Consider the following 17,963-nt stretch of genomic DNA (forward strand, 5'->3'; position numbering starts at 1 on the left):
GGGGTATATGTAGTATGTTTTTGACAAAATGATATGTTATTAATTACATTATAATAATTGGCGATATGAGAAAAAATATTTTTTTTATAGTATTCATTATTTTATGTGCAGTTTCGTGTACAGAAAAAAAATCAAATTTTATTAATACGGTTCATTTGAAAGGCCAGTTGCTTGATATGGGTAGCCAGAATGTGCGTATGAGATTTGACGGAGCAGCATCTATGCTAGGTGACAGCCGAGATATTTTGTTGAAAACGGATGCTGCCGGTTATTTTGATACTACTTTTGTACTTAAAGAGCCGACATATTATACTATCAGCCGCAACACATTGTATCTTACTCCAGGAGATGACATGACTATCAAAGTAACTCAGACAAATACAGAAGCGGAATTCTCGGGAATCGGAGCCGAAGCCAATAATTACATGAAGTTCCGTCTTTTTCCGAAAGGTGGTTCTTATCTGGAAGCCGGTGGTAACTTGCGTGGAGATTTTGTGTCCACTAAAGCGTTGGTTGACAGCTTGGCCGCTATACGTATGCATACATTGGATACGTTGAGTAATGTGTCTGATGCATTTAAAAAGCTGGAAACAGCACGGATCAAAGCGGATATTATCAATAGTTATATCTGTTATGCAAGTTATTCAAGGATGTTTGCCGAAGTGAAGAATGAAGAAGAGATGCGGGCTAAATGGAATGAGTTTAATGTTTCATTAACTCAGGATGTAACTCCGCTATATAAGGAGATTGTGAATGAAGATATGCTGAATGTAGCTGTGGTGCGCGATGTTTTGTCTTATCAGGAAGATTCTACATTGGCTTCTCTTTGGTTTAAGGATATTTCCATTCCTGCGCGTACTACGGAATTATATGCTTGTGCTAAAATAGTCGATAATCTGAGAAATGAAGCTTCAGAACAGACTGTGAACGAGGCGAAGGCATTTTTGCAAACAGTGAAGAATGCTGATTTTGCAACAGAAATTGAAGGAAAGATTGTTCAAGCTTCCAAGTTGCTTCCCGGACAACCTGCCATTGATTTTGAAATGTTGGATGTGGAGGGTAATGTGAAGCATCTTGCAGATTTTAAGGGTAAGGTGATTTATATTGATTTATGGGCGACCTGGTGTGGGCCTTGCATTCAGGAATCTCCGGCATTTGAGGCTTTAGGTAAGAAATATGTGGGTAAGGATATCGTTTTTCTTCCGGTTTCTACAGATACTACAACGAAACCTTGGTTAAGGTATTTGGATGGACATAAGAAAGAATTGACTCAATATCATTCCAATGATGTTGCTTTAAAAGAAAGTTGGGCTATCATGTATATTCCTCGTTTTATTTTGATTGACAAGGATTTCAATATTGTGAATGCATACGCTCCACGTCCGTCAAGTGAAGAGATTGGTACTTTGATTGATTCTGTTCTTAATAAATAGTAAATTTATGATTTATAAAAAATATCTATTATTAGGCGTTTCTTTATGCATGTTAAATGCTTGCAATGAGTCTAAGTCTGTGTCTTTAGAGGGTAGTCTTGATGGAATCCAGGCTGATTCTATCTATTTATATCAAGTAGACAATGAGCATTATGGTAGTGTGAAACTGATTAAATCTATTGCTGTTACCGATGGTAGGTTTGCTTATCCCACTGATTCTATACAAGCCGGTCTTTATTGTTTCTCTTTGCAGAATATGGAGCGTGGAGAGTATTTACAGCAATACGCTAATTTGTTTTTGGAACCCAAATCCATGCAGCTTACCTTGGGTAAGGATAAGTATGATCAACTGAGTTTACATGCTACAGGGTCTGCATTGCAGGAGCAATACGAAGCCTTGCAAGAAGCGAAATATGTAGCAGGTAATCGTATGGTTCTCGATTCTTTGGATCATATGTTCTATGAAGCTCGTGAAAAAGGGGATCGTGAGGAAATGGAGCGTATCCGGGAGGTTTCCAGTCCTTATTATGAGAGTGCCTCGGAACAGACCCGTAAACTGATAAATGGGGAAATTGCTAAAAATAAAGGCTCATACTTCGGTTTGTATCTTTATTATACTTATCGCTTCCAAAATCATACTTTTAATACAGTTGAGGAGATTGATGAGGCACGTAACTTCATAGGCAGTTTTGATGAGGCGTCCAGGCGAAGTGGTATATATGTAAAAATGCAAGAAGGTTTGGATAAATTTGCTAGGTGTGCTACCGGTAGCGTTGCTCCTGCTATAACAGGAATTGATTTGAAAGGGAATTCTGTCAGTTTGAACGATTTCAAGGGTAAATATGTTCTAGTCGATTTCTGGTTTGCCGGTTGTAGTTGGTGTCGTAAGGAAACTCCTTATCTGTTGAAGACGTACAATGCTTTCAAAGATAAAGGATTTACTATTTATGGTGTGTCTACAGACCGTCGTGAGGAAGATTGGAAAAAGGCTATTGAAGAAGACAAGAGCTATTGGAATCAGGTTCTGTTGCAGAAAGACGACGTGAAGGATGTGTTGGAATCATACTGTATTGTCGGTTTCCCACATATAATTTTAGTAGATCCGGAAGGTAAAATTGTAGCGAAGGAGTTGCGTGGAGATGATCTTTATAATACCGTCGAAAAGTTTGTAAACGGAGCAAAATAAAGAAATGTGTTTTTTAACTCATAAAGCAGTAGGCTGGGAATGTCCGGTCTACTGTTTTTTCTTTTATGGAATATGGTTTTTTTTTGAAGGAATGATATGGTTTTATTATAGGTAGTGATGTTCTGTATTGTATTTATTTTTTAAATAAATCTAATGTGTGACCTGTATTTCTTTAATGTTTTCCTTTTGAAGAACATATTGTCTGTCGGATAAGTTAAAAGTTTACCTTTGCAATATAATCAGAGGATGAGATATTGATCTATAATAAATATTATAAATAAAACGCATAGGTATTGTAAGCGTACAATACTTTTTGGTGGTCTCGTTGGATGCTTGTGTTCAGATTTAAGGCGAGGTCACCTTATTCTCGTAGAGAATTTAGATTTTAATTTGAATGATACTTGCTCGCGATGAGTAGGTATCATTTGTTTTTTAGTCTATTCTGTATGGAAATGGCTTGTAAGATTATACATAGAAGATAGAATAATTAGATCACTCTGCCGTTGAAATGGAGGATTTGAGCGGATTATTTTAATTATTGGAAGAATTGTTCTATCCTTTAAAGCATATTGCTTCTATCTTTGCCATACTGAGAAAAACATTAAATTACACTATTATGAAGAATTTTCTTATCTTATCTCTGTTGTTAGCCTTTTTGACTACGGAAGTATGTGCGCAGTGGAAACCGGCTGGTGACAAGATCAAAACACAGTGGGCAAATAAAATAAATACCTCTGCCGTATTGCCTGAATATCCACGTCCTATAATGGAACGTAATGAATGGAAGAACTTGAATGGTTTGTGGGAGTATGCTATCACCGATTTGGGAGGAAATGTTCCGGCGCATTTTGACGGGCAGATTTTGGTACCTTTTGCAGTGGAATCTTCTTTATCAGGTGTGGGACAAAGAGTCGGTGCAAAAAAGGAATTATGGTATTCCCGTTCATTTGAAGTGCCTGTTGCTTGGAAAAATAAAAATGTATTACTTCATTTCGGTGCTGTGGACTGGAAAGCAGATATTTGGGTAAATGATGTGAAGGTTGGTAGTCATACTGGTGGTTTTACTCCGTTTTCTTTTGATATCACTGCAGCGTTGTCTGGTAAGGGAAATAATAAATTAGTAGTAAAAGTTTGGGACCCTACGGATGAAGGGTATCAGCCTAGAGGTAAACAGGTGAATAATCCGGAGGGTATTTGGTATACTCCTGTGACTGGCATTTGGCAGACTGTTTGGCTGGAACCGGTTACTGCCAGACATATTGAAGAACTTCGAATCACACCGGATATTGACCAACACTTACTGACTGTAAAAGCCCATTTGAATATGAGGGCACCTTCCGATCTGATTGAAGTAAACGTATATGACGGCAATCAGTTGGTTGCCACTGGGAAAAGTATTAATGATGAGGCTGTGGTCATACCTATGCCGGAAGATGCTAAATTATGGAGTCCTGATTTTCCCTTTTTGTATACTTTAAAGGTTATGTTGAAAAGCGATAATAAAATATTGGATCAGGTGAACAGTTATGCAGCTATGCGCAAATACTCTACGAAACGTGATGCTAATGGAATTGTACGTTTAGAACTGAATAACCAACCTTTGTTCCAGTTCGGACCATTGGATCAGGGATGGTGGCCTGATGGATTGTATACCGCTCCTACTGATGAGGCTTTAGTATATGATATACAAAAGACTAAATACTTAGGATTCAATATGATACGTAAACATATTAAAGTGGAACCGGCCCGTTGGTATACTCATTGTGATCAATTGGGAATTATTGTGTGGCAGGATATGCCTAGCGGTGATCGTAATCCGGAGTGGCAGAACCGCAAATATTTTGAAGGTACGGAAAAAAAGCGTTCGGCGGTTTCTGAGGCTTGTTACCGTAAAGAATGGAAAGAAATTATGGATTGCTTGTATTCTTATCCATGTATCGGAACATGGGTTCCGTTCAATGAGGCATGGGGGCAATTCAAGACTCCGGAAATTGCAGAATGGACTAAAGAATATGATCCGACCCGTCTGGTAAATCCTGCAAGTGGAGGTAACCATTATACTTGTGGCGATATGCTTGACTTGCATAATTATCCTGCTCCCGAAATGTATCTGTATGATGCCCAGCGAGCTAATGTTTTGGGAGAGTATGGTGGTATCGGTTGGGTAGTGAAAAATCATATTTGGGAACCGGATCGTAACTGGGGATATATACAGTTTAATTCTTCCAAAGAAGTAACTGATGAGTATATAAAATATACAGATATGCTTTATGACCTGATAATCAGGGGATTCTCGGCGGCTGTTTATACTCAGACTACGGATGTGGAGGTGGAAGTGAACGGACTGATGACTTATGATCGTAAGGTGATTAAAGTAGATGAAAAACGAGTGAGAGAAGCCAACGCACGTATCTGTAAATCATTAAAGTAAGGAATATGAATAAGCTGTTCTTTTGGGTATGTGCAGTCCTTATGACTGCATGTGCTTCTTATAAAAATGATGAGGTCTTGACTGAATCCGGTTTAAGTAACAGTCGTTTTCAAACGGAGATAAATGGTGAGAAAACTGATCTGTTTGTATTGAAGAATAAAAATAAGATGGAAGTTTGTATCACCAACTATGGCGGTCGTATTGTTTCTGTTATGGTTCCTGATAAAGATGGAATAATGAGGGATGTAGTATTGGGTTTTGATTCCATACAGGACTATATCAAATATCCGTCGGATTTTGGAGCAAGTATAGGGCGTTATGCCAACCGTATAAATCAGGGACGTTTTTCATTGGATGGGATAGTATACCAATTGCCTCGAAACAATTACGGACATTGTTTGCATGGAGGTCCTCAAGGATTTCAATATCGTATTTATAGAGGTATTCAAGTGAGTGACAGAGAGGTGAAACTGACTTACTTGTCTAAAAATGGTGAAGAGGGTTTTCCTGGAAATTTGAATTGTACTATTATAATGAAATTGACGGACGATAATGCTATTGATATTCAGTATGAAGCAGAAACGGATAAACCGACTGTTGTAAACATGACTAATCATTCTTATTTTAATTTAGATGGAGATCCGTCAAAAGATAATTCTGATTATTTATTGACTTTGAACGCGGATTATTATACTCCTGTTGACAGTACTTTTATGACGACTGGAGAAATTGTTCCGGTTGAGGGTACTCCTATGGATTTCAGACTTCCTGCTGTCATTGGAACTCGTATTAATCAAGATTTTGAACAATTAAGATATGGGAATGGCATTGATCATAATTGGGTATTGAATACTAAGGGGGATATTCATCAAGTTTGTGCCACATTGGAGTCACCTGTTACGGGGATTGTACTCAATGTTTATACTGACGAGCCGGGTATTCAGGTTTATTGTGGTAATTTTCTAGATGGGACATTGACGGGTAAAAAAAATACAATATATAATTTTCGGGCCTCTGTGTGCTTGGAAACGCAAAAATATCCCGATACACCTAATAAGGCAGACTGGCCTACGGCAGTAGTGAGACCAGGAGAAAAATATCAAAGTCATTGTATTTACAAGTTTTCGGTACATAAATAATGTATGTTAAGGTAGAAGGAATTGTGGAATATAACATTTGGGATAAATAAGATTCAGAGAGGAAGAGTCCTGAAAGAAGCGGTGAGAGTAAACACTGGTTCTTTTGGGACTTTTTCCGGATAATTATTGATATGGAGAATTTAATCTTTAATTTTGTACTCTCTAAACTAAATTGATATACTATGAAAAGAATATTCATAATAGGACTTCTTTTTTTATATGCATTTACTCTTTACTCTCAAAGTAATATCCGATATTATTTCAAAACATTGGATATTCAAGACGGACTCTCGCAAAACACGGTGAACGCTATTTTGCAAGATAAACAAGGTTTCATGTGGTTTGGAACAAAAGATGGTTTGAATCGTTTTGATGGCCTGAGTTTTCGTATTTTCAAAAAAGAGAATTCTGCTTTAGGAAATAATTTTATCACTGCACTTCATGAGGATAAAGAAGGAAATATTTGGGTTGGAACAGATGCAGGCGTTTATGTGTATAATCCTTTATTAGAAGACTTTACAGTATTTGATAGAGTTAGTGACACAGGTGATATGATTAGTCGTGCTGTGACTCGTATTGAAAGTGATGAAGATAGTGATATATGGATTTCCGTGGATTATCAAGGATTGTTTCATTTTGATCGTGTGCAAGATCGGTTAATTAATTGTCTGCATAGAGATAAGCGTAAGAACCAATTGGCCAATGTTACGCGTTTTTGGTTTGAGGAAAAACTATGTTGGGTCAGTTTATATGACGACAACCTATATTATACAAAAGATAATTTTAAGACATTGTTTCCCTTTCAGGATTCTGAAGGAAAAGAGCCTTTTAAAGATGATATCATTAATACTTGGATTATGGGTCCCCATAATTGTTGGTATATCGGTTCTTCTAATGGTTTGACTGAAATTAATCTGACAACAGGGCGGGTAAGGCGTTTGTTGAATTATTATGTGCGTGATTTAGGCTTTAAATCGGATAAGGAATTATGGGTAGGTACGGAGTCGGGGCTATATATTTATGATTTGGAAAAAGGTGAAATAGCTCATCTCACTGTTTCAAACGGGAATGATTCTTATGCTTTAGCCGATAATGCTATTTATTCTATATGCCGTGATAATGAGGGAGGAATGTGGATCGGATCTTATTTTGGCGGGGTCAATTACTATCCGCGTCAATGGACTTATTTTGAAAAATTCTACCCTCGTGATGATATTAAAAATTTTGGGCGTAGGGTACGTGAGTTCTGTGAAAGTAATGATGGTACTGTTTGGATTGGTACTGAAGATAAGGGATTATTTCATTTTTATCCGGAAAGTGGAAAGATTGAAAAATTCTCACATCCTGCTATTTATCAAAATGTTCATGGTTTATGTTTGGACGGTGATGATTTGTGGGTAGGCACTTTTTCCGGAGGTTTAAGCCGTATTGATTTGCTTACGAAGCAAGTAAGACACTATCAAAAAGATATAAGCCCAAATTCTTTGGATGCCAATAATGTATTCTCTATTTGTAAAACTACATCTGGTGACTTATGGATTGGCACTACATCTGGATTGCTGCGATATAATCGTGATACAGATGACTTTACTAGGATGCCGGAACTAGCTAATATGTTTGTTTATAAAATATTGGAGGATTTTAGTGGGAATTTGTGGCTGGCAACTTATTCTAACGGTGTTTTTCGTTATGATGTGAATAAGAAAGAATGGAAGAATTTTATTTTTCACAAGAACGATTCCACTTCATTACCTTATGATAAAGTAATCAGTATTTGTGAAGATAGTCGTAAGCGGTTATGGTTTATGACACAAGGGGCGGGTTTTTGCCGTTTTAATCCGGAAAATGAAAGCTTTACTCGTTTTGATATGTCGAAAGGTTTTCCTAGTAATATCATTTATCGGATGGTAGAGGATAATCGGGGGAATTTATGGTTGACAACTAATAATGGTTTGGTTTGTTTCAATCCGGAAACAGATGATAAACGAGTTTATACTACAGCAAACGGATTGCTAAGTAACCAGTTTAATTATCAGTCTGGGTATAAAGATAAGATGGGACGTATCTATTTAGGTAGTATAAATGGTTTTATCACTTTTGATCCATCTACTTTTGTAGAAAATACTTTTGTTCCACCAGTTGTCATTACAGATTTCTTCTTATTCAATAAACGAATGCAGATCGGCAGTAAGGATTCTCCATTGAAAGAAAGCATCGTCTTTTCTGATGAGGTCGAGTTAGAATCTGATCAAAATTCTTTTTCATTGCATGCGGCGGCATTAGGTTATCAGGCACCGGAAATGAATCAATTGGTTTATAAAATGGAAGGATTTGATAAAGAGTGGTATAATGTAGGGCGGAATTCGGTAATCAATTATTCCAATTTACCATATGGAACTTATATTTTCCATTTAAGAGGATCGAATAGTGACGGAAAATGGAATGAAAAAGAGCGTATATTGAAGATTCATATTTTACCTCCGTTTTATTTATCAGGGTGGGCCTATTTTATTTATTTGCTATTAGGAATTCTGTCTGTGGTAGGTATCATTTATTATTTCCGGAAAAGGAATGAGCAGAAACACCAACAGGCCATGGAGAAATTCGAACGGGAAAAGGAACGCGAACTCTATACTGCAAAAATAGATTTCTTTACGAATGTGGCGCATGAGATTCGTACTCCTTTGACATTAATCAAAAGTCCGCTTGAAAATGTGCTTGTTTCTCCGAATGTATCTGCAGATATCCGTGATGATTTGGAAATAATGAATCTGAATACTACCCGTTTACTGGATTTGGTTAATCAGTTACTTGATTTCAGAAAGACTGAAACACGTGGGTTTCAACTGAATTTTGTAGAGTGTAATATTTCGGATATATTACAGCAGATTTATATGCGGTTTACTCCATTGGCACGGCAAAAGAAATTGGAATTTGTTATTGAATGTTCGGAATCTATCTATGCGTCGATAGATCGTGAGGCGTTGACTAAGATAATTAGTAATCTGTTTACTAATGCCATTAAATATTCTGAAACTTATATTCATGTCCGGTTGTGGATGGAGGATACTTGTTGGTTCTTGTCTGTCTGTAACGATGGCAATGTAATTCCTATGGAAATGCGTGAAGAGATTTTTAAGCCTTTCATACAGTATAAGGACGGATTTTCCCGTAAGGTTTCGGGTACGGGAATTGGTTTGGCATTGGCAAGATCTTTAGCTGAGTTGCATGAAGGGAACTTAATTATGGATGATTCACAAAAGCAGAATTGTTTTATTCTTTCATTGCCAGTAAAGCATGAACATACTATTGCCATTTCGAAGAGTGAGATTAAGTTGAAAGAGGATCCGAAAGAAGAGGATCCGGGACAATTGCAACAGAAGCCGCGTTACACTGTATTGATTGTGGAGGATAATGTTGAAATGTTGGCTTTTGTTGTCAGACAATTGTCACCTGTTTATCAAATATTGACTGCAACTAACGGAGTGGAGGCCTTAAAGGTGTTGGAGGGGCATACAGTGAACTTAATAGTATCGGATATAATGATGCCCGAAATGGATGGGTTGGAATTATGTGACCGTATAAAATCAGACTTGGATTACAGTCATATTCCTATTGTACTGTTGACGGCTAAGACCACTTTACAATCAAAAATAGATGGTTTGAAATCTGGAGCGGATGCTTATATTGAAAAGCCGTTTTCTGTGGAGTATTTGAAAGTGTCTGTTGCCAATTTATTAAGTAATCATGAAAAGCTGCATGCGGCTTTTGCACATTCACCGTTTATACAGACCAATTCTATGGCTATGACGAAAGCGGATGAAACTTTTTTGAAAACCTTGAATGAAGTGATTGTTGCCAATATGCAAAATCCGGACTTCTGTCTGGACGATATGGCGAGTTTGCTCAATATGAGCCGTTCCAGTTTGAACCGCAAAATAAAAGGAGTGTTGGACATGACCCCTAATGACTATATCCGTTTAGAGAGATTGAAAAAAGCTGCTCAATTATTAAGGGAAGGAGAATGTAAGGTAAATGAAGTATGTTATATGGTTGGCTTCAATACTCCTTCTTATTTTACTAAATGTTTTCAGAAGCAATTTGGTATTTTACCAAAAGATTTTGTGAAATGATTTTTTTCGGCGCATGAAATAGAATAATAGAACTAATCGCCCTCAGGAACTATTCTGAGGGCGATTTTTGAATGTATTATTCTATTAATTGGTTGAATAGTTCTAGCACATTCGGGGAGTTTGGAATACATTTGCATCACAAAAAGTTGAGAATATGATTCATGTAATACTGTGAAAAAAGAAATGCCTATGACATAACAAGAATGTGACCTTTAAATTCTATCTGTTGTATGTATATTTATGAACATACTTGTGATTAATTAAAAAGCGGAACTGAAATCTCCGCACAATTTTACAAATCTAATTCTATAAAAAATGATTAAAAAATTATTAGTCTTCTTTCTGACTATTTTTACGATGACTGCTTATGCGCAGAACGTAACAATGACCGGAACCGTAGTAGACACAGACAACTTGCCTTTAATTGGTGTGAATGTGGTTATTAAGGGTACTTCTACCGGTACTACTACTGATTTGGATGGTAAGTTTACTCTTACTGGAGAAAATGGACAAACATTGGTTTTCTCATATATAGGGATGACCCTCCAAGAGATTGTTTACAAGGGAAAACCTTTGCACGTGATAATGAAGGATGATTCCAAGGCTTTGGAAGAGGTGGTTATAATTGGTTATCAGACTGTGAAGAAATCTGATCTGACGGGTGCAGTAGCAGTAGTTGATACCAAAGAGATGAAAAAAAGCTCAGCTGGAACACTTGTCAGTCAGATGCAGGGGCTTGCTACAGGTGTAAACGTTCGTAGTAGTGGTAGAGCAGGTGAGGATGCTTCTATTCAAATTCGTGGTGTGGGTTCATTAAGTAATAATGCTCCGTTGTGGGTGGTCGATGGGATGATAACTGATCCGGGAGTTGACTTTAATCCGGCTGACGTTGAATCTATTCAGATCTTGAAAGATGCTTCCGCTGCCGCTATATATGGTTCTCGTGCTGCTAATGGGGTGATTATTGTTACTACTAAGAAAGGGGTGAGTGGTCCTATGAAGGTGAATGTGAGTGTGAAAGAAACATTGGAGTGGAGTCCGAAGTTTGATTTGATGAATGCGGCAGAGTACATTAAATATAATGATATAGCTTATAAAGAAGCGATAAAAGATGGTATAGCCTCCATAACAACAACTCAGAAGCATTCCGAATATGATACCAATTGGCAGGATGAGGTATTGAAGACAGCTTTGGTACAGGATTATAATGTATCTTTATCCGGTGGTGGAGATTCGGGTAGTTATTTTGTTTCAGCTGGTTACTATAATAATGATGGTGTATCTTATGGAAATACGTTTGATCGTTATAGTTTCCGTGTTAACACACAGGGGAAAAAAGGTTGGTTTTCATTCGGTGAGAACTTGGCCTACTCATTAACTAATACAGATCCGAACCAGACAAATACTTATAATGACTTTTTACGTATGATGCCTACTATTCCGGTTTATGATGAGAATAATCCAGGTGGTTATGGATATGGAGATGCGGCTAAATATAATACTTTCGGTGTAAATCCCATTGCACGTGAAAATTTGGAAAAACGCCATATGAGACAAAATCGTCTGAATGGTTCATTGTGGTTGGAGTTCAAACCTTTCGAGTTTCTTTCTTATAAGTTCAATGGGGGCGTTGACTTGTATTTCTATGAAAATTCATGGTTTCGTGGTGAAGGTAATTGGCAACAAAATCAGGAACATCGTGATCCGGAGAGCCAGAAAGCACGTGATAATACTTATAATATGCTGATTGAGCACACGTTGAATTTTAACAAGGATTTTGGAAAACATCATGTCGATGCAGTATTAGGTACTACTTACCAACATCATGAGTGGGAGGGGTTATGGGCTTCCCGTCTTAATTTTCCTATGTTAGGTAATGGTGATTATCTGACAGTGTTAAATGCTGGACAAAGTAACCAACAGAATACTAATAGTATTAGTGAGAATGCCATGATCTCTTATTTGGGACGTGTTAATTATATTTATGATGACAAATATTATCTGACAGCTACTTTCCGTCGGGATGGTACTTCTCGTTTAGCTAAGGAAAATCGCTGGGGTAATTTTCCTTCTGTTTCTGCTGCCTGGAGAATTTCTAAGGAAAGTTTCTTTAAGGTACCTTGGATTGATGATTTGAAGATCAGGGGAAATTGGGGGCGTTTGGGTAATGCTTCTATCGGTGATTGGGATTATGTTGGTACTATTAATCAAAGCATTGTGACGGTATTTGGTGGAGCTATTGTACCTGGAGCCACTCAAGTAAAATTAGTGAATACCAATCTTGTTTGGGAAACCAAAGAAACCGTAAATATTGGTTTTGACGCTAGTTTTCTCAATTCACGTTTGACTTTCAGTGCCGAGTATTATCATTCAAAGACTAAGGATGTTTTGACGGAAATGCCTATTGCCATCTCTACCGGTAATCAAGAAGGGGCACCTAAAGCAAATGCGGCTAGTTTGCGCAATCGTGGATTTGAATTGAGCTTGGGGTGGAAAGATCAAGTTTCAGATTTCAAATATGGTGCATTGTTGAATATTACAACTTTGAGTAATAAAGTATTAAGTTTAGGATATGAAAAACCTTTTATTGATTCAGGTCAGGCAAGAACGAGGTTGAATGGTCCGTTGGCAGAATTTTTTTTGTATAAAACCGATGGGATTTTTAAAACACAAGAACAAATAGATAATTATGTAACTCCTGATGGCGAACCTATTATGATTTCCGGGAAACGTCCGCAATTAGGTGATGTGAAATATATTGATACGGATAATAATGGACAGATTACGGCGGATGACCGTCAATTTTGCGGAAGTCCGTGGGCAAAGATGCAAATGTCATTGGTCTTGAATGCTGAATGGAAAGACTTTGATTTCAGTATGATGTGGAATGGGCAATTTGGTAATAAAATTTATAATGTATCCAAATGGCAAGGACGTTTGTTCTCGGACAATTCCAATTATCTTCGCTTCAAGAAGGGAGAAGAACCTTATCAGGTAAATCAGAATTCTGATACGCCACGTATAATTTATGGTGACCAACGTAATTCATGGGATGCGGATCGTTTCCTTGAAAACGGTTCTTATTTCAGACTGAAAAATATTTCTATCGGATACAATCTTAAAAAGGAATGGTTGAAGAATTTGGGTATTGACAAACTTCGTTTATATGCTACCGGTAGTAATCTGCTCACTTTTACAGGCTATTCCGGGCTTGATCCTGATTTTATAAACACTAATATTTGGAATAGTGGAACGGATAGTTTTTCATATCCTAATACTCGTTCTGTTATGTTTGGCTTGGATTTGACCTTTTAACTTATAAATTAGTATACTGATATGAAGAAAATATATAGATTTTTATTTGCTGGTGTCTTGGCTTTGTGTGCTACCGGATGCAGCTCAAGTTTATTGGATATAGAAAATCCGAATGAAGTAACCAATACTACTTTTTGGAAATCGGCGGATGATGCAAAAGCTGGAGTAAATGCTTGTTACAGTTTCTTATATAAAGAAGGGACTTGGATGCGTTGGTTGTCTTTTCGTTACGATCTGTCATCAGATGAAGGATGGAGTTCGTCTCCTTGGATAGAATTAGGTGACTGGACGCGTTTTCTTTATAATAATTATGATTTCTATGAGGGTAATAAGGTACATTGGGAGCATTTTTATGTAGGGATCTTTCGTTGTAATCAGGTTTTGGCTAATGTGCCTGCGATTGAAATGGATGAGGTTCAAAAGAACCAACTTTTAGCACAGGCTTCCTTTTTACGTGCTCTGTGGTATTTTCAGATAAATCTTTTGTGGGAGAAAGGGACATTAGTTCTTGAACCTCAAAATGCTGATTACATACCTAAGGACGCTTCAGAACAGGAAATTTGGGATCAGATAGAAAAAGACCTTACGTTTGCAATGGAGAATTTGCCGGAGGCATGGGATGCGGCAGATTTAGGCAGAGCGACAAAAGGTGCTGCTAAAGCTTTGTTGGGCAAGGCTTATATGCAACAACATAAATATGATAGGGCCAAAGAACAGTTGCAATGGCTGATTGATAGGGAAGGCTCTTTGTATGGTTTGCTTGATAACCGTGAAGACAATTTTACCGATTTGAATGAAAATAATCAGGAGGGAATATTTGAAATTCAGTTTGATGATCAAAATAAGGGGGGCACAGGCAATGATGCCAGTATGGCCTTTGGTTTCCAGCGTACTCAGTTTTATGCACCCGGTGGCACTCATGGTACGGGTTGGGGCGATGGTAAAGCGCGTCGTTGGCTAGTAGATGAGTTCTTGAAAGAGAGAAGGGTTGATGGCAGAAATGACTTGCGTTTATACAATAGTATTCTTTATAAACATTTTGGAGATGATTTTCCTGATCAGTCAAAAAAATACTATGCCAATGAAGATGCGTCACAATGGTTTGATGAGTGGGGACAGGACACAGAGGATTGTTATATTCGCAAATACAATACTTCTTACTATCGTGAACGTGAAGACTATTTCGCACGTAATAATTATCGTATTATGCGGTATGCTGATGTTTTATTGAGTTATGCGGAGTGTTTGGTTGAAACTGGAACTTCGGCTTCTGATGCGGCTGTTTATGTTGATAAGGTAAGAGAACGTGCAGGGTTATCCAAACTGAAAGATAGTCGGTGGAAGGATTGTTTAAGTTCAAAGGAGGTCTTTATCAAACGTCTTCAGATGGAACGTGCTTTGGAACTTTGTTTCGAAGGCTGGCGTTGGGCGGATTTGAAGCGCTGGGGATTGCTTGATTCACAGGCTGGTATTGACGAGCTGAAAGCTCGTGACAAGGACTTCAACAATTTTGTGATTGGCAAACACAAACGTATGCCTATCCCTACATCGGAAGTTGAAATCAGTAAGATTGATGATGTTCCTCAACTAACTCAGAATCCTAATTATTAATAAAAAAGAAAGACTGTGTCGGAGTGTTTTTTCTTTTTATAATACTTCCGGCATAGTCTTTATTTAACTAGTATCATTTATGCTTGTCTGCAAAAAAATACTGATCTTCTGTGCTTTTGCTTGTTGCGGTACTTTATTCGCGCAAAACATACAGAATCCGGTGCTTCCCGGAGTAGCGGATGCCGGTGTGATGAAATATAATGGTAAGTATTATATAGGTGGAGTATTTACCAATGGGGATTTTTATGTTTCCGACGACTTGGTTCATTGGGGTAAACCTGTTCATGTCGTGACTATGGATAATGGCTGGAGTAAAGGAAGTGGTGCCGGTAATGAGCAGATTCACGCCAATGATATGTTTTGTTTGAATGGTGATTTTCACTTATATTGGTCTGTCAATTATTGGGGTAAGGATAAGCATGCTGTTCACATTGTACATGCTCAAAGTAAAAATGTGTTGGGGCCCTATATAGAGCCTGATAAAAAAACTTGGATGGATAATCGCATTGATCCTAAGGTTTTTAAAGATGATGACGGACAATTATATATGTATATGGTGCGTTTTACTGATGGAAATACTATTTGGGGACGTAAAATGAAGAATCCGGCGGAATTTGCCGGAGAACCAGTGTGCTTGTTTGCATCATTGCCGGATACATGGGAGACCATGGATAACAGAGTGGCAGAGGGACCTTGGGTGATGAAATACAGAGACCGATACTATTTGATGTATAATGCCAATCATACCTCTACTGAGTGGGGGAATTATCAATTGGGGGTTGCGGAGGCAGACTCACCTTTAAGTTTTCAAAATGGGAATAAATATAGCTATCCGGTAGTAAATTCTAATCAAATTCTACTGGAAGAGAATTATGTGGATCTTTTACGATATGGCATCACTTATGAGCCATTGTTTGATTATACAGAAAATAATCCTGGAGTCGGTTGGATGCTTCCGGTATATCAGGCTTCCGATTGGAAGAAAGGAGAATGTGGATTCTCATCTAAAGAGATAAAAGGATCTACCACTCGTCATTTAGGTACTTGGTGGACATCTCCTTCATTGTGGTTACGTAAATCTTTTTTTGTTGGCAAACAGGTGGGAAATTTAGCACTCAGGGTTGCTCATGACGGAGATACAAAAATATATTTGAATGGAACATTGATTTACGAAAAACAGGGACGGGATTATTGTATGGTAAACCTTGATGAAAAGCAACGAGAGCTTCTGAAAAAAGGAGAGAACTTGCTTGCTGTAGAAACAAATAAAGGGCGTGCCCAATTTTTTGATGTTTCTTTGTTTGATATGAGGAGTGAAACAGCAGATGATATTTTGATGACCCCGGGACAACCTAATATTTTAAGGGGGCCCAATGGATTTGAATGGTGGCTTATATATATGGCTAATAAAAATAATGAGTGTAGGGGGCAGTATATTAACCGTGTTCATTTCTTTAATAAAACATTATTTGTTGAAGGAATAACCGGTCCTTGTACAGATGGCTATCATCCGGAACCTTCTTTGCCCACTTTTTCAATGAAAGGGGAAACACCTTCTTTTGGAGTGCTGCAACAAGTGAAACCTTCTACAACTTATATGTTTGAAACAGCAGTCAAAACAGATGGAGATGCTGGTATCATTGCGTGGTGGAAAGATGTGGATAATAATGCTTATATCGGTTTCGATACAAAGAACCACAATTGGTATTTGCGTACCATTATTAATGGTAAAGAAAAGGAGGAATATTTCACTTTGCCTAAAGATTTTCGTTGGGGTGTTTATCATCATTTACGTATTGAACGTAATCAGGATTGTTTAAAAGTATGGTTGGATGAAATACCATCTCCTCAAAAACATCTGTTTACAAAGATTATTCCTGTGACGGAACCCGGTGTTCCCGGAGTGTTTGATCGGACTAAAAAAGCTTTGTTCGAAGGGGTGACTTATACTATCGGATTTGATGATGACCGGATACAGTTAAAAGAACATTCAGAAATATTGAAAGGTGATTTTCTTGATCATTATGAATTTAGTTTTCAACTTTCAGGTTTGTCCGATTGTAAGATGTCAGGAAGCTATCCGGTTTATGTGGATAAAGATAACTATGTAAAAGCTCAATTTAATGGTATCACGCGTATGCTGGAAGTGGTAGTTGTAAAACAAGGACAACAGATACTTGATAAAAAATATCCGTTGGAACATTTACAAATGGTTTATCCTGATGTGAAGTATACTGATTTTGTCGAAAAATGTTATCGTTTTATATCGCCTTCATGGATAAATGCCCTTTACCTGAACCGTCATGAAGTAGGGAATAAGGCGGAGTTTGTAGACGATATGTTTAGTAAATTTACAATAGAATATTTGAATGAGGGAAAATGGTATCCATTGAATAACAGCGGGGCGACGGTGGCAGAGCATCTGGCTTATAATCGTTTGTCTTTTACTCCGATAAAAACGGAAGGTATTCGTTTTATTAATAAAGACGCTCAGGATTTGGAACGGCATATTTATAAGTTGGGAATTCAAGAACAATTAAAGGAATCTTATAATTTCCGTGCGGTGAGAAGGGGAAATAAGCTCTATCTTTTTGTTGACGGAAGAGAATTAGGGAGATTGGATATTCATTATCCTGCTTCTTGTGTAGGATTTTGTTCTGGAAATTATTCTCCGGTATATAAAGGAATATTGTATTATCATATAGGAAACTGACT

The 17,963-nt window shown here is 37.5% G+C and carries 8 protein-coding genes; all 8 read left to right on the forward strand.

Annotated features, from left to right (window positions below):
* Window positions 1–65 precede the first annotated feature (65 nt).
* The 8 genes from BVU_RS11185 to BVU_RS11220 all read left to right on the forward strand — a co-directional run bounded on the left by BVU_RS11185 (window position 66) and on the right by BVU_RS11220 (window position 17,961).
* The gene (locus BVU_RS11185; RefSeq protein ID WP_011965525.1) at window positions 66–1,433 is read left to right on the forward strand and encodes a TlpA family protein disulfide reductase; all 1,368 of its coding nucleotides are present in this window, start codon (window positions 66–68) and stop codon (window positions 1,431–1,433) included.
* A 7-nt stretch (window positions 1,434–1,440) separates the two neighbouring features.
* Window positions 1,441–2,619, forward strand: a complete 1,179-nt coding sequence (locus BVU_RS11190) for a TlpA disulfide reductase family protein (RefSeq protein WP_005839115.1) — start codon at window positions 1,441–1,443, stop codon at window positions 2,617–2,619.
* Between the two features lie 616 nt (window positions 2,620–3,235).
* Window positions 3,236–5,050 (forward strand): glycoside hydrolase family 2 protein, encoded by a 1,815-nt coding sequence (locus BVU_RS11195; RefSeq protein ID WP_011965526.1) that lies wholly within the window; start codon window positions 3,236–3,238, stop codon window positions 5,048–5,050.
* Between the two features lie 5 nt (window positions 5,051–5,055).
* Complete coding sequence (locus BVU_RS11200; protein WP_005839119.1) at window positions 5,056–6,189, forward strand: aldose epimerase family protein; 1,134 nt, start codon at window positions 5,056–5,058, stop codon at window positions 6,187–6,189.
* A 182-nt stretch (window positions 6,190–6,371) separates the two neighbouring features.
* A complete protein-coding gene (locus tag BVU_RS11205) occupies window positions 6,372–10,322 on the forward strand; it encodes a hybrid sensor histidine kinase/response regulator transcription factor (RefSeq protein WP_005839122.1) in 3,951 nt (1,316 codons plus the stop codon).
* A 315-nt stretch (window positions 10,323–10,637) separates the two neighbouring features.
* A complete protein-coding gene (locus BVU_RS11210) occupies window positions 10,638–13,637 on the forward strand; it encodes a SusC/RagA family TonB-linked outer membrane protein (RefSeq protein ID WP_005839124.1) in 3,000 nt (999 codons plus the stop codon).
* Between the two features lie 21 nt (window positions 13,638–13,658).
* Window positions 13,659–15,248, forward strand: a complete 1,590-nt coding sequence (locus tag BVU_RS11215; protein ID WP_005839127.1) for a RagB/SusD family nutrient uptake outer membrane protein — start codon at window positions 13,659–13,661, stop codon at window positions 15,246–15,248.
* Window positions 15,249–15,327: 79 nt separating this feature from the next.
* The gene (locus BVU_RS11220; protein ID WP_005839129.1) at window positions 15,328–17,961 is read left to right on the forward strand and encodes a family 43 glycosylhydrolase; all 2,634 of its coding nucleotides are present in this window, start codon (window positions 15,328–15,330) and stop codon (window positions 17,959–17,961) included.
* Window positions 17,962–17,963 lie beyond the last annotated feature (2 nt).

The sequence above is a fragment of the Phocaeicola vulgatus ATCC 8482 genome, assembly GCF_000012825.1.
Taxonomy (GTDB): Bacteria; Bacteroidota; Bacteroidia; order Bacteroidales; family Bacteroidaceae; genus Phocaeicola; species Phocaeicola vulgatus.

Excerpts from the sequence above, each read along its gene's own strand:
- BVU_RS11195 (WP_011965526.1), top strand. The coding sequence starts at position 3,236 with ATGAAGAATTTTCTTATCTTATCTCTGTTGTTAGCCTTTTTGACTACG.
- BVU_RS11185 (WP_011965525.1), top strand. The coding sequence starts at position 66 with ATGAGAAAAAATATTTTTTTTATAGTATTCATTATTTTATGTGCAGTT.
- BVU_RS11200 (WP_005839119.1), top strand. The coding sequence starts at position 5,056 with ATGAATAAGCTGTTCTTTTGGGTATGTGCAGTCCTTATGACTGCATGT.
- BVU_RS11190 (WP_005839115.1), top strand. The coding sequence starts at position 1,441 with ATGATTTATAAAAAATATCTATTATTAGGCGTTTCTTTATGCATGTTA.
- BVU_RS11205 (WP_005839122.1), top strand. The coding sequence starts at position 6,372 with ATGAAAAGAATATTCATAATAGGACTTCTTTTTTTATATGCATTTACT.
- BVU_RS11210 (WP_005839124.1), top strand. The coding sequence starts at position 10,638 with ATGATTAAAAAATTATTAGTCTTCTTTCTGACTATTTTTACGATGACT.
- BVU_RS11215 (WP_005839127.1), top strand. The coding sequence starts at position 13,659 with ATGAAGAAAATATATAGATTTTTATTTGCTGGTGTCTTGGCTTTGTGT.
- BVU_RS11220 (WP_005839129.1), top strand. The coding sequence starts at position 15,328 with ATGCTTGTCTGCAAAAAAATACTGATCTTCTGTGCTTTTGCTTGTTGC.